The sequence below is a fragment of the Streptomyces sp. NPDC001604 genome (genome assembly GCF_042893475.1).
Lineage (GTDB): Bacteria > Actinomycetota > Actinomycetes > Streptomycetales > Streptomycetaceae > Streptomyces.
The window spans coordinates 59,553-79,418 of sequence record NZ_JBIAUY010000020.1; the positions used below are offsets into that span (position 1 = coordinate 59,553).

Annotated in this window: 21 protein-coding genes; 13 read left to right on the forward strand and 8 right to left on the reverse strand. The window is 70.9% G+C overall.

The annotated features are described in order from the left end of the window. Positions 1-15: 15 nt before the first annotated feature. Positions 16-1,095 (reverse strand): nuclear transport factor 2 family protein, encoded by a 1,080-nt coding sequence (locus ACFY1E_RS38620; protein WP_389084839.1) that lies wholly within the window; start codon positions 1,093-1,095, stop codon positions 16-18. 152 nt (positions 1,096-1,247) lie between these two features. Between ACFY1E_RS38620 and sigJ the strand changes: the two genes are divergently transcribed. Next, the gene (gene sigJ / locus ACFY1E_RS38625; RefSeq protein WP_389084841.1) at positions 1,248-2,186 is read left to right on the forward strand and encodes an RNA polymerase sigma factor SigJ; all 939 of its coding nucleotides are present in this window, start codon (positions 1,248-1,250) and stop codon (positions 2,184-2,186) included. Positions 2,187-2,205: 19 nt separating this feature from the next. Here sigJ and otr(A) read toward each other — a convergent pair whose 3' ends face one another. Beyond that, the gene (otr(A), locus tag ACFY1E_RS38630) at positions 2,206-4,068 is read right to left on the reverse strand and encodes a tetracycline resistance ribosomal protection protein Otr(A) (RefSeq protein WP_389084843.1); all 1,863 of its coding nucleotides are present in this window, start codon (positions 4,066-4,068) and stop codon (positions 2,206-2,208) included. 194 nt (positions 4,069-4,262) lie between these two features. Here otr(A) and ACFY1E_RS38635 point away from each other — a divergent pair, with 194 nt between their 5' ends. Both ACFY1E_RS38635 and tuf read left to right on the forward strand, forming a co-directional pair. Beyond that, positions 4,263-5,216 (forward strand): ribose-phosphate diphosphokinase, encoded by a 954-nt coding sequence (locus ACFY1E_RS38635; RefSeq protein ID WP_389084845.1) that lies wholly within the window; start codon positions 4,263-4,265, stop codon positions 5,214-5,216. A gap of 54 nt (positions 5,217-5,270) precedes the next feature. Then, on the forward strand, positions 5,271-6,464 hold the full coding sequence (gene tuf / locus ACFY1E_RS38640; protein ID WP_389084847.1) for an elongation factor Tu: 1,194 nt from the start codon (positions 5,271-5,273) through the stop codon (positions 6,462-6,464). Positions 6,465-6,470: 6 nt separating this feature from the next. On the opposite strand, the gene ACFY1E_RS38645 is transcribed toward tuf, so the two are convergent. Both ACFY1E_RS38645 and ACFY1E_RS38650 read right to left on the reverse strand, forming a co-directional pair. Then, positions 6,471-6,851 carry an anti-sigma factor antagonist gene (locus tag ACFY1E_RS38645; RefSeq protein WP_389084850.1) on the reverse strand — a complete coding sequence of 127 codons (381 nt, stop codon included), beginning with the start codon at positions 6,849-6,851 and terminating at the stop codon, positions 6,471-6,473. A 123-nt stretch (positions 6,852-6,974) separates the two neighbouring features. Beyond that, positions 6,975-7,412 (reverse strand): MarR family winged helix-turn-helix transcriptional regulator, encoded by a 438-nt coding sequence (locus ACFY1E_RS38650; protein ID WP_389084852.1) that lies wholly within the window; start codon positions 7,410-7,412, stop codon positions 6,975-6,977. Positions 7,413-7,515: 103 nt separating this feature from the next. Between ACFY1E_RS38650 and ACFY1E_RS38655 the strand changes: the two genes are divergently transcribed. Together ACFY1E_RS38655 and ACFY1E_RS38660 are read left to right on the forward strand one after the other, a co-directional pair. Next, positions 7,516-8,970 (forward strand): aldehyde dehydrogenase family protein, encoded by a 1,455-nt coding sequence (locus ACFY1E_RS38655; protein WP_389084855.1) that lies wholly within the window; start codon positions 7,516-7,518, stop codon positions 8,968-8,970. A 44-nt stretch (positions 8,971-9,014) separates the two neighbouring features. Further along, the gene (locus ACFY1E_RS38660) at positions 9,015-10,121 is read left to right on the forward strand and encodes an NAD(P)-dependent alcohol dehydrogenase (RefSeq protein WP_389084857.1); all 1,107 of its coding nucleotides are present in this window, start codon (positions 9,015-9,017) and stop codon (positions 10,119-10,121) included. A 1-nt stretch (position 10,122) separates the two neighbouring features. Here the strand turns inward: ACFY1E_RS38660 and ACFY1E_RS38665 are convergent, their stop codons facing one another. Then, positions 10,123-11,073 (reverse strand): NADP-dependent oxidoreductase, encoded by a 951-nt coding sequence (locus ACFY1E_RS38665; RefSeq protein ID WP_389084860.1) that lies wholly within the window; start codon positions 11,071-11,073, stop codon positions 10,123-10,125. A 71-nt stretch (positions 11,074-11,144) separates the two neighbouring features. On the opposite strand from ACFY1E_RS38665, the gene ACFY1E_RS38670 reads away from it, so the two are divergent. Continuing rightward, positions 11,145-12,104 carry a GlxA family transcriptional regulator gene (locus tag ACFY1E_RS38670; RefSeq protein WP_389084862.1) on the forward strand — a complete coding sequence of 320 codons (960 nt, stop codon included), beginning with the start codon at positions 11,145-11,147 and terminating at the stop codon, positions 12,102-12,104. Positions 12,105-12,169: 65 nt separating this feature from the next. Beyond that, positions 12,170-12,475 (forward strand): hypothetical protein, encoded by a 306-nt coding sequence (locus ACFY1E_RS38675; RefSeq protein WP_389084865.1) that lies wholly within the window; start codon positions 12,170-12,172, stop codon positions 12,473-12,475. Between the two features lie 7 nt (positions 12,476-12,482). Here the strand turns inward: ACFY1E_RS38675 and ACFY1E_RS38680 are convergent, their stop codons facing one another. Beyond that, the gene (locus tag ACFY1E_RS38680; RefSeq protein WP_389084867.1) at positions 12,483-13,046 is read right to left on the reverse strand and encodes a TetR/AcrR family transcriptional regulator; all 564 of its coding nucleotides are present in this window, start codon (positions 13,044-13,046) and stop codon (positions 12,483-12,485) included. Next, on the reverse strand, positions 13,043-13,405 hold the full coding sequence (locus tag ACFY1E_RS38685) for a DUF1304 domain-containing protein (protein WP_389084869.1): 363 nt from the start codon (positions 13,403-13,405) through the stop codon (positions 13,043-13,045). The genes ACFY1E_RS38680 and ACFY1E_RS38685 overlap by 4 nt, the downstream gene beginning before the upstream one ends. Before the next feature lie 106 nt (positions 13,406-13,511). Here ACFY1E_RS38685 and ACFY1E_RS38690 point away from each other — a divergent pair, with 106 nt between their 5' ends. Next, the gene (locus tag ACFY1E_RS38690) at positions 13,512-13,988 is read left to right on the forward strand and encodes a GNAT family N-acetyltransferase (protein WP_389084872.1); all 477 of its coding nucleotides are present in this window, start codon (positions 13,512-13,514) and stop codon (positions 13,986-13,988) included. Here the strand turns inward: ACFY1E_RS38690 and ACFY1E_RS38695 are convergent. Continuing rightward, positions 13,966-15,192 (reverse strand): PucR family transcriptional regulator, encoded by a 1,227-nt coding sequence (locus tag ACFY1E_RS38695; RefSeq protein ID WP_389084874.1) that lies wholly within the window; start codon positions 15,190-15,192, stop codon positions 13,966-13,968. The genes ACFY1E_RS38690 and ACFY1E_RS38695 overlap by 23 nt on opposite strands. Positions 15,193-15,508: 316 nt before the next feature. Here ACFY1E_RS38695 and ACFY1E_RS38700 point away from each other — a divergent pair, with 316 nt between their 5' ends. The 5 genes from ACFY1E_RS38700 to ACFY1E_RS38720 are packed head-to-tail and all read left to right on the forward strand — an operon-like array spanning position 15,509 to position 19,859. After that, on the forward strand, positions 15,509-17,245 hold the full coding sequence (locus ACFY1E_RS38700; RefSeq protein ID WP_389084877.1) for an ATP-binding protein: 1,737 nt from the start codon (positions 15,509-15,511) through the stop codon (positions 17,243-17,245). A gap of 5 nt (positions 17,246-17,250) precedes the next feature. Next, positions 17,251-17,661 carry a roadblock/LC7 domain-containing protein gene (locus ACFY1E_RS38705; RefSeq protein WP_099933429.1) on the forward strand — a complete coding sequence of 137 codons (411 nt, stop codon included), beginning with the start codon at positions 17,251-17,253 and terminating at the stop codon, positions 17,659-17,661. Further along, the gene (locus ACFY1E_RS38710) at positions 17,658-18,029 is read left to right on the forward strand and encodes a DUF742 domain-containing protein (RefSeq protein WP_365834042.1); all 372 of its coding nucleotides are present in this window, start codon (positions 17,658-17,660) and stop codon (positions 18,027-18,029) included. The genes ACFY1E_RS38705 and ACFY1E_RS38710 overlap by 4 nt, the downstream gene beginning before the upstream one ends. Beyond that, positions 18,010-18,615, forward strand: coding sequence for an ATP/GTP-binding protein (locus tag ACFY1E_RS38715; RefSeq protein ID WP_389084880.1), 606 nt, complete (start codon positions 18,010-18,012; stop codon positions 18,613-18,615). The genes ACFY1E_RS38710 and ACFY1E_RS38715 overlap by 20 nt, the downstream gene beginning before the upstream one ends. Continuing rightward, positions 18,612-19,859 (forward strand): cytochrome P450, encoded by a 1,248-nt coding sequence (locus ACFY1E_RS38720; RefSeq protein ID WP_389084882.1) that lies wholly within the window; start codon positions 18,612-18,614, stop codon positions 19,857-19,859. The genes ACFY1E_RS38715 and ACFY1E_RS38720 overlap by 4 nt, the downstream gene beginning before the upstream one ends. The last annotated feature ends 7 nt before the right edge of the window (positions 19,860-19,866 follow it).

A 19,866-nucleotide genomic window follows, 5' to 3' on the forward strand; every position in this document is an offset into this window, starting at 1 on the left:
CCGGAGGGGGCCGGGTCAGTAGCCGATGGCCTCCCGGAGAAGCAGCACGGTGCCACGTCCCGGGCGGGGTTCCGCGTTGAGGACGAGCAGGCGGTTGACCGCGCTGGGCATCCCGTACACCGCCTGGGCGCGGGCGTTCTCCAGCGGGAGGGCGTGCTCCTCGACGCGGCGCAGCGCCGTGCTCAGGTCGGGCACCACCTTCTGCGCGCCGACGATCCAGATCGCGTGGCCGGCGCCGCCCCCGTTGGCAGGGATCTGGCTGCCGCTGCCCGAGGCAAGAACGAGCGAGCCGGTCTCGGTGACCGCGGCGACACTGTTGACGACGAAATCGGGAGCAGCGACCAGCCTTCGGATCTCGTCGGCTCCGGTGGCACGGTCGACGGCCAGGACGCGCGGCCTGATGGCGTCGTACCGGCCGCTGCCGTTGATGTCCTCGTCGATCCCGGACAGCCGGAGGGTCTCGCTGGCACCGGTGAACACGCCGGCACCCTCGGGAACCAGGTCCTTGATGCGGACACGCGCAGCCGCTGCGTCGTCGAGGATCTCGGCGGCGAAGCCGCCTGCACGCAGCGCGGCCGCTGTCCGCTCCAGTTGCTCGGCCGACGCGGGGTCGGCGAAGGACCTGGCCGGAGCCTGGCCGGTTCCGGAGCTCCGCGCCGACTGGGGCGCCGTGCCCGCCAGCGGGGAGGTGTCGAGATACCTGACCTCGTACACCCGCTCGGCGAACCTCCAGCCCTCCTCGGTGCGCTGGTAACGGTCGTGGTAGACGGCGTAGTTCAGTCCCTGGCGGCCGTCGAGGGTGCGCGCGATCTCCTGGATGTAGGCGCGGCCGGTCGCGGTGTCACCGTCGAGTTGGATCGTGCCGGGGTGTGTGTTCTGGACGAAGAAGTCCCACTGGGCCTGCAGCCGCTCACCTCCGGCAAGGATCTCCTCGCGGCCCACCTGCTCGACGGGAATGTTGGGCATGCGCAGGACACCGTCCGGTGTGAAAAGCGACGCCAGCCGCGGCCGGTCGCGCATCATCGCCGCGTCGGTGAACTCCCCGCGCAGCGCCTCGATCTCGACGCGGTCCGCGACGGCCTGGAAGTCGGTCATCGAAGTCCCCTCTGCATCGTGTGTTGTCGTCCTCGCCGGTACGACAACGCAGCCGTGCGGAATGTGAGGCGGCGCCTCGGCCTCACATCCCGGCGCGCTGCCTTGTCCTATCGGGTAGAGCCACAGAAGCGAGCGAGGGAGACGTCCGGACCATGACCACCAGAGCCGAGACGGGCGACGATCAGAGCGAGCCCGGCATTGACGCGATCATGAGCGAGCGGCGGCGGCTGATCAACCTCGGCTATCGGCTGCTCGGATCCCTTGCCGACGCCGAGGACGTCGTGCAGGAGACCTACGCCCGTTGGTACGCCATGTCCGCACGGGAGCAGCAGGCCATCGAGTCGCCCGGCGCCTGGCTGGTGACGGTCGCCAGCCGTATCTGCCTGAACCTGCTCGGCTCGGCGCGGGCCAGGCGTGAGACGTACGTCGGCAACTGGATCCCGGAACCGCTGCCCGAGCCCACGGAATGGACCACCGGCCGCTCCGGCGTCGATGGGATCGACCCGGTCGACCGGGTCACCCTCGACGAGTCGGTGACGATGGCCTTCCTGGTGGTTCTCGATTCGATGACACCGGCCGAGCGTGTCGCGTTCGTCCTGCACGACGTCTTCCGTTACCCCTTCACCGAGGTCGCCGAGATCGTCGGCCGCACCCCGGCGGCGTGCCGCCAACTGGCCTCGTCCGCCCGTCGTCGTATCCGGACCGCGCAGGCTCCGGCGGGCCCGAGCGCAGGGCAGGCCGGCATCGTCAGGCGGTTCAGAACGGCATGGGAGGCCAAGGACATCGACGCCCTGATCGGCCTGCTCGACCCCGACGCCACGGCGACCGCCGACGGCGGCGGGCTGGCCGTCACCCATCTGCATCCGATCGTGGGCGGCGAGCAGATCGCACACGCCTACGCCGAGATCGCGCGGGTGGCGGGCCACCGCACGACATTCCTGGAGTGCACGGTCAACGGCCTTCCCGGCCTGGTGGCGGTGCAGGACGGCACCATCGCGACCGTGTTCTCGTTCGAGATCGTGGACGACCGGATCAGGCGCATCTGGGCAGTACGCAACCCCGAGAAGCTCCGTCCCTGGCGGATCGGCTGACGAGCGTCTCGAACCCGCCTCAGTGCACCCGCAGCTCCCGGTCACCCGACGGGCGAGACCACCACACCCCCTCGTCATGCGTGAGCCCCGGCAGCCGCAGCTCGACCTCCCGTACCCGCCGCGCCGGCAGCTCGCCCGTGATCAGCCACGCCGTGGAGCCGCCGGTGGTGCCGGTGAACTCCGCACCGCAGGAGGCAAGTTGGGCCGTGACGGGAGTGAGTGCGTCGAGCGGGACCTCCGTCTCGAACGCGTGGTACGGCTCGTACAGCCGGGCCCCCGCCCGCTGCAGCGCGCCGCGCAGCACGATCGGGGTGAGCGCCCGGAAGTCGGCGGCCGTGCTGATCGGTGCGCAGTAGCCGGAACGGATCAGCGTGACCCGGTAGTCCGTGACGGGGGCACCGCTCAGCCCGCTCTCCAGGCCGGCGTGCACCGTGTCCTCGATGGCCTGGTGGAACGCGCGGGGGAGTGCCCCGAGTTCCGTCTCGTAGGTGAACACCCCGCCCGAGCCGCGGGGCCCCGGCTCGACCCGCAGCCCGATCGTCGCCCAGAGGCGTGTACCGAGGTGCCACGGCATCTCCTGCGAGGCCTCGCCGACTCCCTGCGGGCGCTCCAGGAACCGCACCCGGCCCGGCTCGAAGTCGGCCTCGATGCCGAAGTCCTGGGCCAGCGTGGCGGCGAGGACCTCCATCTGCACCTCGCCGTACAGGAGGAGGGCGGTGGTGCCGGCGGATCCGGGGCGGGCGTGGATCAGCGGGTCCTGGTCGGCGAGGGCGAGCAGGGCGGTCCGGAGTGAGGCCGACTGCTCGGGGTGCCGGGCCCGTACCAGGGTTTCCAGTGTGGGCGGTGCGAACTGCGGGGCGCGGTCGGCGAGTTCACCGAGCCGGTCACCCACCCGTACTCCGCCGAGACCGCCGATCGCCGCGATGTTCCCCGCCGTGAGCGGCCCGTCCCGGCCGATGACGTCAAGGCGGTTCACCCGTCCGGAGACCTCCGTGGTGCGGCCGTCGGCCTCGCGCCGCAGCAGGGTGAGGCGCTGACGCGGTGTCACCTCGCCGTCGTAGAGCCGCACATACGCCGTGCGTTCGCCGCCCGGGCCGGGACGTACCGCGAAGACCGTGCCGCGCGGGCCGGTGCCCTCGGCCGGCGGTGCCGGCGGAATCAGCCCGACCATCCCCTCGACCAGCTCGGGGACGCCCTGTCCGCCGAGGGCCGAGCCGAAGAAGACCGGGTGGAAGGAGCCGTCGGCGGTCCGCGCGGCGAGCACCTTGCGCAGGTCGTCGGGCGTGGGCGCGGGGCCGTCGACGACCGCCGTGAGGACCTCCGGGTCGACCTCGGCGAGCGCCTCGGCCAGCTGCGGATCCCCGGGCAGGCGTACGGTCACGCGGGCGTCGGCGGTGCCGATGCCCGGCACGTCCGTGAGCGGTGCGACGTACGGCGTCAGTCTGCGCCGGATGTCGGCCAGCAGGCCCGTGGACCGGGCACCCGCGCGGTCGATCTTGTTGACGAAGACCAGCGTGGGCAGCCGCAGCCGCCGCAGCGTCCTCATCAGCACCCTCGTCTGTGCCTGCACGCCTTCCACGGCGGACAGCAGCAGCACCGCACCGTCCAGGACCTCGAGGGCGCGCTCGACCTCGGCGATGAAGTCGGAGTGCCCGGGGGTGTCGATGAGGTTGATCTGGGTGGCGCCGACGGTGAAGGCGGCGACGGCGGAGCGGACGGTGATGCCGCGCTGCCGCTCGATCGTGCCGTCGTCCGTACGGGTGTCACCGCCGTCGACGCTGCCTAGCCGCTCGATCGCTCCGTGGTCGAACAGCAGCCGCTCGGTGAGGCTGGTCTTACCGGCGTCGACGTGGGCGAGAATGCCGATGTTCAGGGTGTTCATGCGGGGTCGAGTCCTCGAGAACCGTGGGCCGATGGGGGCGCTGGTTGATTCCGAGGAGTCGGCGCATGGGATCTCCTGAGGTGAGGGACTCGGACCGGGACATCATGGCGTGCGGCCGGTGGCGCACCGCAACCGAATTTCCGCGGTCAGTAGCATGAACCCGTCCCCCGGAATGATCACGCGAGGAGCGGATCGTGCGAGACATCTCCGTGTTCAGCGGCAGCGCCCACCCCGACCTGGCCGCGGAGGTCTGTGCGCATCTCGGTGTGCCGCTCAGCCCCACCCGGGTGAGCCGCTTCGCCAACGACTGTCTGGAGGTGCAGCTCCAGGCCAACTGCCGCGAGCGCGACGTCTTCCTGATCCAGCCGCTGGTCCGGCCGGTCCAGGAGCACCTCGTGGAACTGCTGCTGATGTGCGACGCGGCCCGAGGCGCCTCGGCGGCGCGGATCTCCGTCGTCATGCCGCACTACTCCTACGCACGCTCCGACAAGAAGGACGCACCCCGGATCTCCCTGGGCGGCCGGCTCGTCGCGGACCTGATGGTCGCGGCGGGCGCGAGCCGGGTCCTCGCCATGACGCTGCACTCGCCGCAGGTGCACGGCTTCTTCTCGGTACCGGTCGACCATCTGCACGCCCGGCGCGAACTGGCTGCCCACTTCCGGCAGCACGACCTGTCCCGAACGACCGTCGTCTCGCCGGACCTCGGCAACGCCAAGGAGGCTGCCGCCTTCGCCCGGATGATCGGCGCCCAGGTCGCCGCCGGCGCCAAGCAGCGGTACGCGGACGACCGGGTCTCCATCAGCTCGGTGATCGGCGAGGTCACCGACCGGGACGTCATCGTCCTGGACGACGAGATCGCCAAGGGCAGTACCGTCCTCGAACTCCTGGAGCGGCTGCGGGAGTTGGGGCCGCGGTCCATCCGGGTGGCCTGTACGCACGGCCTGTTCGCGGCCGGGGCGCTCAAGCGGATCGGCGAGCAGCCCGACGTACTGGAGATCGTGTGCACCAACACCGTGCCGGTCCCGGAGGAGGAGCGCACCGAGAAGCTGCGGATCCTGTCCATCGCCCCCGCCCTCGCCGAGGCCGTACGACGCATTCACAACGGGGAGTCCGTCAGCGCCCTGTTCGACGCGCCGCGAAGCGAATAGACATGAGGTAGCGAGCAACGCTCGGCATCACAGGGATGCTCAGGAGGGGTTGCAGTGGCGAAGGCGAAGTTCGAGCGGACCAAGCCGCACGTGAACATCGGCACGATCGGTCACATCGACCACGGCAAGACGACGCTCACGGCGGCCATCACCAAGGTGTTGCACGACAGGTTTCCCGACCTGAACCCGTTCACGCCGTTCGACCAGATCGACAAGGCGCCCGAGGAGCGGCAGCGCGGCATCACGATCTCGATCGCCCACGTCGAGTACCAGACCGAGCGCCGGCACTATGCGCACGTCGACTGCCCCGGACACGCGGACTACATCAAGAACATGATCACGGGCGCCGCCCAGATGGACGGCGCGATCCTGGTCGTGGCGGCCACGGACGGACCCATGCCGCAGACCAAGGAGCATGTGCTGCTGGCCCGGCAGGTGGGCGTGCCGTACATCGTCGTCGCCCTCAACAAGACCGACATGGTGGACGACGAGGAGATCCTGGAACTGGTCGAGCTGGAGGTGCGCGAGCTGCTCAGCGAGTACGAGTTCCCCGGCGACGACGTCCCGGTCGTCAAGGTCTCCGCGCTCAGGGCCCTGGAGGGCGACGAGCAGTGGACCCAGTCGGTGCTGGACCTGCTGGACGCCGTCGACACGGCGGTCCCCGAGCCGCAGCGCGACGTGGACAAGCCGTTCCTCATGCCGATCGAGGACGTCTTCACCATCACCGGCCGCGGTACCGTCGTCACCGGCCGGATCGAGCGCGGTGTGCTGCACGTCAACAACGAGGTCGAGATCATCGGCATCCACGAGCAGAAGACGAGGACCACCGTCACCGGCATCGAGATGTTCCGCAAGCTGCTCGACGAGGGCCGGGCCGGGGAGAACGTCGGACTGCTGCTGCGCGGTGTCAAGCGCGAGGACGTGGAGCGCGGGCAGGTCGTCATCAAGCCCGGCTCGGTCACCCCGCACACGGAGTTCGAGGGGCAGGCGTACATCCTGTCGAAGGACGAGGGCGGCCGGCACACGCCGTTCTTCGAGAACTACCGCCCGCAGTTCTATTTCCGCACAACGGACGTCACCGGTGTGGTGACCCTGCCCAAGGGCACCGAGATGGTCATGCCGGGCGACAACACCAGCATCCATGTCGTGCTGATCCAGCCCATCGCCATGGAGGAGGGACTGAAGTTCGCCATCCGTGAGGGCGGCCGGACGGTCGGCGCGGGTCAGGTCACCAAGATCCTCAAGTAGGGAGTCTCACCACGACCCGGACGTGGCCTCGGGCTGGCCCAGGGCCGCGTCCAGGGTCGGGTGCGCGGGCAGCAGCCGGGTCAGTCCGGTGACCCGCATGATGCGCAGGGCGAGCGGGTGCGTGCAGACGAGCCGCAGCTCGCCGTTCTGGTCGAGGACCCGGGCGCGCGCCCGGTAGAGCAGGCGTAACCCGGAGCAGTCGAAGAACTCGACCGGCCGCAGGTCGATCACCAGGCGGACCTCGGGGCGTGCCGTCACCCGGTCCAGAACGGGGGCGATCTCCAGGGCCGCGGCGATGTCGATCTCGCCGCGGAACTCCAGCACCGTATGGCCCCGGTCCCGGTGGACGCGCAGGTGTCGGGTCAGCGGTGCGGGTTCCTGGTGCACGACGACATCGCCTCCAACCTGCTCCGCCCTGCAAGTTACCCTCGATGGAGTGAATTTGAGCATGTTCGATTGACATATGTCTTCGAATTGCAAGGAAGCGCTCCCACGGTGGGTGCGGCCGGACTACGACAGTGCGTGCCAGGCCTTGGTGAGGGCCTGGCGCAGCTGCTCGGTCTGGTGTGCCGTGAGATCCCGGACCATCCGCTCCTCCAGCTCCCGCACGGGCGCCGCGAACTGCTCCAGCAGCTCCCGTCCGGCGTCCGTCAGCAGGATCAGCAGCTCGCGCCGATTGTGCGGATTGCGCTCCCGGCGCACCAGTCCGCGGCCCTCCAGGGACCGTACGAGATCGGCGATGGACTGGGCGGTGACGAACGAGTCGCGGGCGAGCTGTGCGGCCGACAGTCCGTCGTGCCGCTCCAGGACCGTGAGCGCGGTGTACTGCAGCGCGGTGATGCCGGACGGCTTGACCAGCTCGTCCAGGTGCGAGCGCACCACCAGCTCCACCTGCTTCACCATGTAGAGCAGGGACGGGGACGTCTTGGTCGCCTGGGTGTCGAGCATGAGTTCAGCCTAGAGCATTGACAGGAAACCTGTCCGTAATGAGACTGCGAACCAACAGGAATCCTGTTGGTTGAAATCTTGGCAATGAGGCTGAGGAGTGGTGATGACCGCCTTCGAGATCGAACCCGGACGGCTGTTTGTCGGGGGCCGGTGGCGCGAGGCCGCCGACGGAGCGCGCACCGAGGTGGTCGACCCGTCCCGGGGCGCGGTCGTCACCACCGTTGCGGAGGCCGGCGCCGCCGACGTGGACGCGGCCGTGCGCGCCGCCCGGGAGGCCTTCGACGGCGGCGCCTGGTCCGGGCTGAGCGGCCGCGAGCGCGGCCGGATCCTGCACCGCGTCGCCGAGCTGATCCGTGAGAACGCCGACGAACTGGCCCGCCTGGAGAGCCTCGACGTCGGCAAGCCCATCTCGCTGTGCCATGCCGTCGACATCACCAACGCGGCCAATGACTACGAGCACTTCGCCGCCCTCGCCCACTCCCTGGACGGCGCCGTCCGCGACACCCCGATGAACGCCCTCGCGTACACCAAGCGCGAGCCGATCGGCGTGGTCGCCGCGATCACGCCCTTCAACTTCCCGCTGATCCTGGCCGGTTCGAAGATCGGCCCCGCGCTCGCCGCCGGAAACACCGTGGTGCACAAGCCGGCCGACGAGACCCCGCTCAGCGCCCTGTACATGGCCAGGCTGCTCCAGCAGGCGGGAGTCCCCGACGGCGTCGTCAACGTCGTCACCGGCACCGGACCGGTCGCCGGCGAGGCGCTGCTGCGCCACCGCGGAGTCGACAAGGTCGCCTTCACCGGCTCCACCGCGATCGGCCGCCATGTGGCGAGCACCGCAGGCGAGGCCCTCAAGCCCGTCACCATGGAACTCGGCGGCAACGCCGCCCACATCGTCTTCGAGGACGCCGACCTGGAGAAGGCCGTCGGCGCGGTCATCAAGGCCTTCGTCTTCAACACCGGCCAGTTCTGCATGGGCGGCCCGCGCCTGCTGGTGGCCCGTCCCGTCTACAGCACCCTGCTCGGCATCCTCTCCGAGGCCGTGCCCGGCGTACCGGTCGGCGACCCGCGCAACCCCGAGACCGTCGTCGGACCGATGGCGGGGGAGAAGCACCTGAAGAAGGTCGAGGAATACGTCGACATCGCCCGCAAGGAGGGCGGCCGCATAGTCTGCGGCGGCGAGCGGCTCGACCTCGACGGCGGCTACTACTACAAGCCCACCGTCATCGCCGACCTGTCCAACGACTCCCGGGTCGTCCAGGAGGAGATCTTCGGCCCGGTCCTGACCGTGCAGCCCTTCGAAACCGAGGACGAGGCCGTCGAGCTCGCCAACTCCACGCCGTACGGCCTGGCTTCGGGCATCCAGACCAGCAACCTCGCCCGCGCCCACCGCATCGCCGACCGCCTCCAGGCCGGCATCGTCTGGATCAACGACTGGGCCATGCTCGACCCCGCGGTGCCCTTCGGCGGCGTCAAGGACTCCGGTTTCGGCCGCGAGTACGGGCCCGAGGCCCTCGCCGCCTACACCAAGGTCAAGTCCGTGGTCGTCTCGCTCGACTGAACCCGCACGGCTCAACTCGCCCGAGAACCAAGGGAGTTCGTACGATGTCCATCCCCACCCGTGCTGCGGTCGTCGAGTCGGGCGGAGCGCCCTTCACCCTCGCCGACGTCGAGCTCGACGAGCCCGGGCCCCACGAGGCGGTCGTCCGCATGGTGGCCACCGGCCTGTGCCACACCGACCTCGGCGTCGCGAGCGGCGGCCTTCCCTTCCCGCTGCCCGGCGTGCTCGGCCACGAGGGCGCCGGTGTCGTCGAGGCCGTCGGACCGGCCGTCACCGGCATCGCGCCCGGCGACCACGTCGTGCTGTCCTTCACCTCCTGCGGGGAGTGCCGCAACTGCCACGGCGGCCACCCCGCCTACTGTGCGACCTGGCTGCCGCTGAACCTGATCGGCGGCCGTCGCGCCGACGGGACCTCCACCATCAGCCGGGACGGCATCCCGCTCGGCGGTCACTTCTTCGGCCAGTCCTCCTTCGCCGAGCGGGCGCTGGTGGACGAGCGCAGCCTCGTCAAGGTCGACGCGGACGTACCGCTGGAGTCGATCGCACCGCTGGGCTGCGGTGTGCAGACCGGTGTGGGCGCCGTCTGGAACGTGCTGAAGCCCGTGACGGGCAGCACGATCGTCGTCCTGGGCGCCGGCGCCGTCGGCCTGTCCGCCGTGATGGCCGCCGCCCTCACCCCCGCCACCCGGATCGTCGCCGTCGACAAGGTCGCCGAACGCCTCTCGCTCGCCAAGGAGCTGGGCGCCACCCACACCGTCAACGTCGGCGAGGCCGACCTCGGCGAGGCGCTCGCGGAGATCACCGGCGGCCAGGGCGCCGACGGTGCCGTCGAAACCACCGGCAGCGTCGCCGTGCTGCGCCAGGGCGTCGACGCGCTCGCCGCCCGCGGCACCCTGGTCGTCGTAGGAGCCCCGCCCTTCGGCAGCGAAGTCGCCCTGGACGTCAACGGGTTGCTGGGCGGCAAGCAGGTCGTCGGCCTCACCCTGGGCGACGCCGAGACACAGTCGTTCATCCCGTCACTGGTGCGGCTGGTGAAGGAGGGACGGCTCCCGCTGCACCGCCTGATCAGCACCTATCCGTTCGCGGACATCGACCAGGCGGTGCGGGACATGGGCGCGGGCAAGGCGATCAAGCCCGTGCTGACGTTCTGACTCAGCCGACCGTCAGGACCAGCTTCCCCGCGGTCCGGCCGGTGTCGCCGAGCCTGTGTGCCTCGGCGGCATCGGCCAGCGGGAAGGTACCGGCGATCGTGGGGCGCAACTTCCCCGCCTCCACCAGCTCCGCGATCGCCTTCAGACCGCTGTGCGAGGCGTCCACCAGCATGCGCAGCGCCCGCACACCGAGCCGCTCCGCCTCCTCGTGGAAGTCCTTCGAACCGACGGGCAGGATCGAGACGACGATCCCGCCGGGGCGCAGCACGCGCAGCGAGTTCGTCGAGGTGTCCCCGCCGATCGTGTCCAGGACGACGTCCACGTCCTTCACGGCCTCGGTGAAGTCCGTCTCCCGGTAGTCGATCGCCTCGTCCACGCCGATCTCGCGCAGGAAGTCGTGCTTGCCGGCGCTCGCCGTGCCGATCACATATGCGCCGCGCGCCTTGGCGATCTGCACGGCCACATGCCCGACCCCGCCGGCCGCAGCATGGACCAGCACCCGCTGTCCCGGCTGGAGGTCGGCGTACTCCACCAGGGCCTGCCATGCGGTCAGGGAGACCAGCGGCAGCGCCCCCGCCTGCGTGTGGTCGATCGAGGCCGGCTTGTGCGCGAACCAGCGCGCCGGGCCGGTGACGTACTCGGCGTGCGAGCCGTGGCCGAACGGGTACGACAGCATGCCGAAGACCTCGTCGCCGGGCTTGAACCGGGCGACACCGATCCCGACCGACTCGACCGTGCCGGAGACGTCCCAGCCCAGGACGAAGGGCGGCTCGCCCAGGAAACCGCCGTTCGCGCGGTGCTTCCAGTCGGTCGGGTTGAGGCCGGCGGCGCGCACGCGGACCAGCACCTCGTTGGTACGCGGCTCGGGGCGCGGCAACTGCACTTCCTTGAGGACCTCGGGACCGCCGAGGACGTCCTGGCTGATGGCTCGCATCGTGTTCACATCGCTCATGGTCACCCAGCCTGCCGGGGACCGCCCGACAAGAAAATGGCACGATTGCCAACCTTCGATAAGATCGTGCCATGACTGGTGAGCGGCAGATGGAACGGGTCGTGGTGCTGGCCCTGGACGGCGTGTACCCCTTCGAGCTGGGTATCCCCAGCCGGATCCTCGGCGCCGCCGACGGCCGGTACGAGGTGCTGACCTGCAGCGTCGACGGCCAACCGGTGCGCACCTGCGCCGACTTCACCATCGGTGTGGAGCACGGTCCCGAGATCCTGGCCACGGCCGACACGGTGGTGGTCGCCTCCATGACCCCCTCGCGCATCCCCACCGAACTGCCCGCCGAGCTCGCCGCCGCCCTCGCCCTCATCCGCCCGGAGGCACGGATCGTCTCCATCTGCACGGCCGCCTTCGTCCTCGCGGCGGCGGGCCTCCTGGACGGCCGGAGGGCCACCACGCACTGGCAGGTCACCGATGCGTTCCGGCGGCGCTATCCGCACGTGGACCTCGACCCGGACGTCCTCTTCGTCGCCGACGGCCGCATCCTCACCTCCGCGGGCGCCGCATCCGGCGTCGACGTCTGCCTGCACATCGTGCGCACCGACCACGGCAGCGAGCTGGCCAATGCCGTGGCCCGCCGCTGCGTCGTACCGCCGTTCCGGGACGGCGGTCAGGCCCAGTACATCGAGCAGCCGGTGCCGGAGAGCGGTGCCGCGAGCACCGCCGCGACCCGCGCCTGGGCCCTGGAACGCCTCGACGAACCGCTCACCCTCTCCGACCTCGCCGCGCACGCCCGGATGAGCCTGCGCACCTTCGCCCGCCGCTTCAACGAGGAGGTCGGCCTCAGCCCCGGCCGCTGGATCGTCCAGCAGCGCATCGCCCGGGCCCGGCACCTCCTGGAGTCGAGCGACCTGTCCGTCGACCAGATCGCGGGCCGTGTGGGCTTCGCAACGGGCGCGTCCCTGCGCCAGCACCTGCACGCCGCGATCGGCGTCTCACCGCAGGCGTACCGGCGCACCTTCCAGACGGCCGCCCGCTAGCCGCAAACATTCCGCACCGCCGCGTCGCAGGGCCGTAGGCCGGCGAGCGGAACGAAGGGGTGGGGATGCGCCGACGAGTGGTGGCGACGACGGTGCTGGTCGCCTCGGCGGCGCTGGCGTGCGGCAGTGAGAAGGCGCACGATCTCGTGGTCGACGGCGCGGTTCCCGAGGCGCCCTGCAGAGGGCCGCTGCACGTGCCCGTGCAGCAAGTCGGCGAGCACGGCGTTCGCGCTGTGCGGATCGCGTCGGGTGCCGCGGGCCGGGCACTGGAGCGCGACGGGCAGATCTACGCCGACGGCAGCGACCCGTGGAGCAAGGGCGACGGCATCGAGGCCTGGCCGCTGGTGAAGGCGGGCATGGGCTGCGCGTGAGCTTCCGTCACCGGCTCGCGTGCAGGGCCACCAGCAACTGCCAGACCTCGTCGGCGATTTGAGCCGCGTCGCCCTCGAGGAGGCCGTGCAGCCAGTCGGCCAGGACGCCCGCGAAGGTGGCGGCCACGGCCGATGCGACCAGCGGTGCGTCCGCCGCGCCCGCCCGTTCGCGTTCGCGGAGGCTGTAGGCGCGCAGGTCCCGGTGCAGCACCCGGCCGAGAGGGCCGCCGCCGCCCGGGGTCAGCAGTTCGCGGTATAGGCCGGCGTGCGGGGAGAGCGAGGCGAAGAACTCGGCCAGCGCTGGCGGCGCATGCACCGGGTCCGGGCGGCCCTGCCACGAGTGCAGCGCCTCCACGGCCTCCCGGACGACATCCGCGCAGGCGTCGACGGCCAGCGCCTCCAGACCGTCGTAGTGGACGTAGAAGGTGGCCCGTCCGACCCCGGCCCGCCGTACCAGCGCCGCCACCCCCACCTCTGCGAGGGGCCGCTCGGCGCACTCCGCGAGCAGCGCCTCCCGCAGCCGCGCCCGGGTGCGTGCGGCCCGCGGGTCATGGGGCGCGCGGCGGGTCACTGCGCGATCAGGACGGCGGCCAGGGCCAGCGCGCCGGGCAGTGCCTGCGCGAACAGGATGCGGCGGTTGGCGGTGAGGGCGCCGTAGACGCCTGCGATCACGACGCAGCACAGGAAGAACACCTGGGCGCGGAAGCCGGTCGGGTCCGCCGCGATCAGGCCCCAGACCAGGCCGGCCGCGAGAAAGCCGTTGTAGAGCCCCTGGTTGGCGGCCATCGGCGCGGTCGCCCGCGCCATCTCCCGGTCGAACCCGTGCAGTGCCCGCCCGGGCTTCTTCTGCCACAGGAACATCTCCATCACCAGGATGTAGGCATGCAGGGCGGCCACCAGACCGACCAGTACGTTCGCGAGCGTCTCCATTGCAGGGCTCCGTCATTCTTGTTTCGATTTCCTGGACAGGTGTCCACTATAGCGGGACAGGTGTCCAGGAAGTGTCACTGTCAGTGCCCGCCGATAGCCTGCGCGCATGACTGATCGACAGGTGATCGTGCGACGCGCCCGCGTCGAGGACATACCGGGCCTCGTCGCCTCCAGCGCCGGGTTGTTCGCCGAGGACGGCGGCACGCGGGACAGCAGCGTGAATGTCGACTGGCCGCGCGAGCACGGCGCGCGGTCGTTCGCCGCGGCCCTGGAGGACCCGGCGCGACTCGTCCTCGCCGTGGAGCACGACGGACAGGTCGTCGGGCACCTGACGGGATCCGTCACCGGGCCCACGGAGAAGCGGACCGTCACCTCCGCGACCCTGGTCAGCATCTACGTCCGGCCCGAGCACCGGCGCGCCCGAGCCGGAGACCGGCTGGTGGAGGAGTTCCTGGACTGGGCCAGGCGGCAGGGAGCCGAGCAGGCCGAGGTGACCGCCTACGCGGCGAACGCGGACGCCATCCGGTTCTACGAGCGGGGCGGCTTCACCGCCATGACGGTCACCCTGCGCCAGTCCCTGTAGCGACGCGGCGCAGCTCCAGGGCGCGCAGGGCCAGCTGCATCTCGAACTGGGCCGCCGGGTCGTGCAGCTGGGAGCCGAACAGCTCGTCCAGCTGGCGCATGCGGTAGCGCACCGTCTGGGGGTGCACGGCCAGCCGGACGGCGACCTCACTGGCGTTGTGCCCGCACTGCAGCCAGCTGAGCAGGGTCTCCGCCAGACGCTCGCGCTGCGGTGGCCGCACCTGCTCCAGCGGGCGCAGCCGGTGCTCGGCCATGGCGTCGATCAGCGCGTCGTCGCGCAGGAGCAGCAGCGTGGCCAAGTGGTCCTGGCAGCGCACCATTTCACCGCCCGGGAGCACGCCCCGCCGCATCAGGTCCAGTGCCTCGGACGCCCAGCGAAGCGACCGCGCGCCCTCCTGCAGTGCCACCGTCGGGCCCATCGCGGCCAGCCGTCCGTGCAGTGCCCCGGCCACCGCCCGCGCCCGGCCGGGGCCCTCCGGGTCCGGTACGACCAGCACGGCCGGCTGGATGTCGAAGCGGGCGAGGAACTCCGGCGCCACGATCGGCTGCCCGGCCGCCTGCGGGCGGTGGTCGATCGCCACCACCGCGAGCGCGCGCGGCACCGGCCAGCGTGCGCTGTGCGCGAGGTCCGCGATGGCCTCGGCGGAGGCGGGCGGATCCGCGGTGAGCAGGTCGAGCAGCCGGGTGCGGCGCTGCTGGAGCTCGCCGGCCGCGTGCAGCCGCGCCTCCGTGTAGCCGGCGGTGGTCGCGGCCGCCATCTCGTCCAGGTGCAGGAACAGCGCCTCGCCGAAGGCCGCCAGCACATTGCGCGGCAGCAGATCCGCGTCGACCAGCGCGTTCACCCGCCGCCATGTCACCCGCGCCCCCAGCCGGAGCGCCGACTGGAACGAGTCGAGGCTGCGCCCCTCCTCGGCCTCCCCGCGGCCGATGCGCTGATACGTCGCCTTCACCGGCTCCCAGTCCGTGTCCGGCTTCGCCATCCGCTCCAGGAAGCCCTGCAGGGCATGGTCCACGCCCCGGTGCACACCCTGCATGTACGTGTCGTCGGCGGGGCGTGCGTACTCGGGGATCTCGGTCCTGATCGCCCGTACGACCTCCTCGGTGATGTCGGCGAAGAACGGTCTGAGGTGGTGGTGCAGGCCCGTCGGTAACGCGTTGAACGGGCCGCCCGGCTCCTCCACCGGCACAGCGGCTCTCTTCGGCACGGCCGCGACGATACCCGTCGGTAATCCGTCAAGGCTTATCAACGACGGACAGTCATGGACAGGTGAATTGTCATCAACTGACAAGTTCGCTGGTCCGCAAAGGGATTTGTCGACGTGTGGGCCGCTGGCTGAGAGTGATGGAACCCTCACTTCCGTCGGCTGTTCGAGGTTGATCCTTTCGGGTTCAAACCCGATAAGCTCCTGTGCGGCGCTGCGAGTTGACTCGATCGCGATCGGTCGTCCCGTGGTGTTCACGCATCAGTGCGGTCCCCCTTGCACACCCCCCTGTTCGTTCGTGTTGCTTGTAAGGATGCAGATGGAACTCGCCACTCCGCCGCCGGCGGCGCGGGCCCCTGTCGCCTGGTACAGCTGGTGGTTGATGCCGCTGGCCTTAGGAGGCGGAACGGTTGCCGCCACGTTCATGAGCTCCGAGCGAATCGCCGCAGGTGTCGCGGGCATCGCGGCCACTGCCGCCAGCGCCGTGTGCGTACGGCTGCTGCTCCGCACCCGCACGCAGCTGAGCGCCAGCGAGGGCTCCTTCCGTGCCGCGCAGGCCGAGCACTCGCAGCAGTGGCAGCAGCATGTTGCGGGCCTGGAGCGGAAGTACGCCGCCGAGCGCGGCGCGCTGGAGGCCCGGCTGGGCGACCAGTCCGGCGCCTACGAGGCACGGCTGGCGGAGCAGAGCTCGACGTACGAGGCCCAACTGGCCGAGCAGGCGCGGGCCTTCGAGGGGCGCCTCGCCGACCAGGCCAAGTCGTACGAGGCCCAGCTCGCCGACCAGGCCGAGGTCTGGCAGGAGCAGCTCGCCCACCAGCACGACGCGGTGGCCCGGCTCGCCGACGAGCAGCTGCCCGACGCGCTCAAGCAGCTGCGTGCCGGTGAGGCCATCGACGACCTGCTGCCCGAGCCCGGCCAGTGCGCCAAGGTCAGCACCGACCTGCAGGCCGAACTGCGCAAGGTGCTGCGCACCGCCCTGATCGGCGTCGAGGAGGAGTTCAACCGCTCCACCACCGCCGAGCAGGCCGTGATCAGCATCGGCAACCGCATCCACGTGCTGACCAGCAAGCTCCGCGGCCGGCTGCACGAGCTGCAGGGCGAGCACGGCCGGCTGCCGGCCGTCGCCCGCGGGCTGATGGAGCTGGACCAGGAACTCGGCCCCGCCGACTCGCTCGCCGCGAGCATCGGCGTGCTCGGCGGCTCGGACCGCCCGGGCCGGCAGTGGCAGGAGCCGCAGCGCCTGCTCAGCGTGGTGCGTGGCGGTATCGGCCGGATCAAGGACTTCCACCGCGTCGAGGTCCGTCATCTGCCCGAACTCGGCGTCGACGGCGGCCTGGTCGACCACCTCACGCTGATCTTCGCCCACCTGCTGGACAACGCGGCCCGCTACTCGCCGCCCAGCGAGCCCGTGCTCGTCTCCGGCAAGGAGGTGCCCAACGGCGTCGGCATCGAGATCCAGGACTCCGGCAAGGGCCTGAGCGAGGAGAAGAAGCGCGAGGCCGAGGAGGCCCTCACCGGCACCGCGGCCGGACCCGGCATCGGCGGAATCTCCGAGGACGCCAACATCGGTCTGCGCGTGGTGGGCGCACTCGCTCGCCGCTACGGCATCCGCGTCACCTTCGCGGACTCGCCCTGGCTCGGCACTTCGGTGGTGGTCGTGGTCCCGCACAAGTACTTCAGCCCGCTTCCCGCGGCTGCTGCGACGACTGCCACGACCACGGCGTCGACCTCGGCGGCCCCGCCCGCGGCGGCCGCGCAGGTGTCGGCGGCGGCGTCCGCCCGGCCGGTGGCCGAGCCTTCCGAGGCGGTGGAGACCACTCCCGGCGGACTGCCCCGACGCCGCAGCAAACGGCACGAGGAAGAGGGTACGGCGCGGCCCCAGCAGGCCGAGCGCACCGAGGAGACCAGGGTCTCCGCCGTCCCGCCGGACGCCTCGTTCACCGGCCTGGCTGCCTTTGCCACCGCCGGCCGCGAGGCAGACGAGGAGTCCACCACGGAGGACACGGCGCCTTTCGGCCGCCCGTCCACCGAGCACCGCACTGAAGAGAGCGACTAGTCCACATGACGCAACAGGGAACAGACGTGAGCTGGGCGCTGCGCGATCTGGTGGAGTCCATCCCGGAGATCCGCTTCGCGCTCGTGGCCTCCAGCGACGGCAAGGCCATCACCTCCTTCGGCGCCGAAGACCCCGACGACGTGGACCGGTTCGCGGCCGTGGTGGCCGGCCTGCAGGCGCTGGCCCAGCCGGTCGCCGAGCAGTTCCCCAGGTACGCGGGGCAGCTGCGGCTGGCCATGATCGAGGTCGACGGCGGCCACCTCTTCGTCGTACGGGCCGGTGTGGAGACGTATCTCGGGGTCCTGGCCCGCGAGGGCCTCGACCAGGGGCTGCTCGGACACCAGATGAGGGACCTGGCCCGGAGGATGGGCGAACTCCTCGGCACCACTCCGCGCCTGGAGGAGCACTCTGGATGAGTGCTCCCCGCAGGCCCACGGACCCGTCCGGTCTCGAGCGCTACTACGTCCTCACCGGGGGGCGCAGCGGACCGGGCGGATCGGCGTCGAGTCTCGACGTGGCGACCCTCATCGTCTCCCTGACCGCCCCCGCACCGGGTATGCAGCACGAACACGAGGACATCCTCCGGCGCTGCCGCGATCCGCTGTCGGTGGCCGAACTCGGCGCCCATCTGGGACTGCCCTTCAACATTCTTGCGGTGCTGCTGGCGGATCTGCTCGAGGCAGGCCGCGTCGAAGCCCGTGACCCCATCCCGGCGCACGGGGCCGGTCGCGGGCCCGACCTCGCGCTCCTTGAGGAGGTACTCAGTGGACTTGAACGGCTTTGATCACCCTGGCCGCCCGGCAGCCGGCGGCACCCGCTCGGTGAAGGTGATGATCGCCGGCGGCTTCGGCACCGGGAAGACCACCATGGTCCGCTCGGTCAGCGACATCAAGCCGCTGACCACCGAGGAGACGCTCACCCAGGCAAGCGCCGACGTCGACCATCTCATCGGCGTCGCCGACAAGACGGAGACCACCGTCAGCCTGGACTTCGGCAAGATCAGCCTCAACGACAGCCTGATGCTCTACCTGTTCGGCACGCCGGGGCAGGAGCGCTTCTGGTTCCTGTGGAACGGACTGTTCAAGGGCGCGCTCGGCGCGGTGGTCCTGGTCGACACACGGCGCCTGGCCTCCAGCTTCCGGGCCATCGAGGAGATGGAGCGGCAGAACGTCCCGTTCGTCGTCGCCCTGAACGTCTTCCCCGACTCCAAGGACTATCCGGTCGAGGAGATCCGCGACGCCCTGGACATCCCCGAGAGCATCCCGGTCGTGGCCTGCGACGCCCGAGACCGTGCCTCCAGCCGGGACGTGCTCGTCGCGCTGATACGCCACCTGAAGGACCGCTCCGCCGTCGCACTGGAGTCCCGATGAACGCCCAGACCTTAAACGGCCCCGACGAGCCCCGCGGGTGCCCCGTCGCGCACGGCGGGGCGGAACTCGCGCGGCTGTACGGCCCGGACGTGGCCACTGACCCGCAGGCCGTCTACGAGCGGCTGCGCAAGGAGCACGGCTCCGTCGCGCCGGTACTGCTGGAGGGTGACGTTCCTGCCTGGCTGGTGCTGGGCTACCGGGAGAGCCGGCGGGTGCTCGACAACCCCAGCCAGTTCCCCCGTGACGCGCGGACCTGGCGGGACTGGCAGGAAGGACGGATCGCGGCGACCTCTGCGCTGATCCCGATGCTCGCCTGGCGTCCTGACTGTGTGTCCCAGGACGGCGAACCGCACCGGAGGCTGCGCGGCGCGGTCAAGGACGTGCTGCAGGCCGCTGTCGTGCGCGGTATCCGGCGCCACGCCACGCACTTCGCCAACAAGCAGATCGACGGGTTCGCGGCCGAGGGCCGCGCGGATCTGGTGGCGGACTACGCCGACTATGTGCCGATGCTCGTGATGAGCCGCGTTCTGGGTCTCGCCGAGGCGCAGGGGCGCCGGCTGGTCGAGTCCTGCGCGGGGGTGCTCAAGGGCGGTGAGGAAGCCCTCGTGCACGACGGTGTGACCAGGGAGATCCTCGGTGAACTCGTCGAGCGCAGACGGGCCGAGCCCGGCTCCGACCTCGCCACCGACCTCCTGGGGCATCACGCGGCTCTCGACCACGACGAGGTCGTCGACCATCTGCGTATGGTGATGATCGCCGCCGCCGTCACGACCAACCTGCTGGCCCGGGTGCTGCGGCTGGTCCTGACCGACGCCTCCCGGCTCTCCGGGCTGATCGGCGGTCAGCTGAACATCTCGGCGGTGATGGAGGAGGCCATGTGGAACTCTCCGCCGCTGGCCGTCCTGCCGGGCCGCTTCGCCGCCGGGGACGTCGAACTGGGCGGGCATCGCATCGAGGCGGGTGACCTGCTCGTCCTCGGTCTCGCCCCGGGCAACTTCGACCCCGAGGTCCGGCCCGACCCGCATGCCTCGGTGGCGGGCAACCAGGCGCACCTGGCGTTCGGTTCGGGCCCTCACGAGTGCCCCGGGCAGAGCATGGGGCAGTCCATGATCGAGATCGCGGTGGACGTCCTGTTGCACCGGCTGCCGGGCCTGCGGCTGGCAGTGGAGGCGGACGAGCTCACGTCGACCGCCTCCACCTGGGAGTCCCGGCTGGACAGACTGCCGGTCGAGTTCCCGGTGTGAGCGAGCG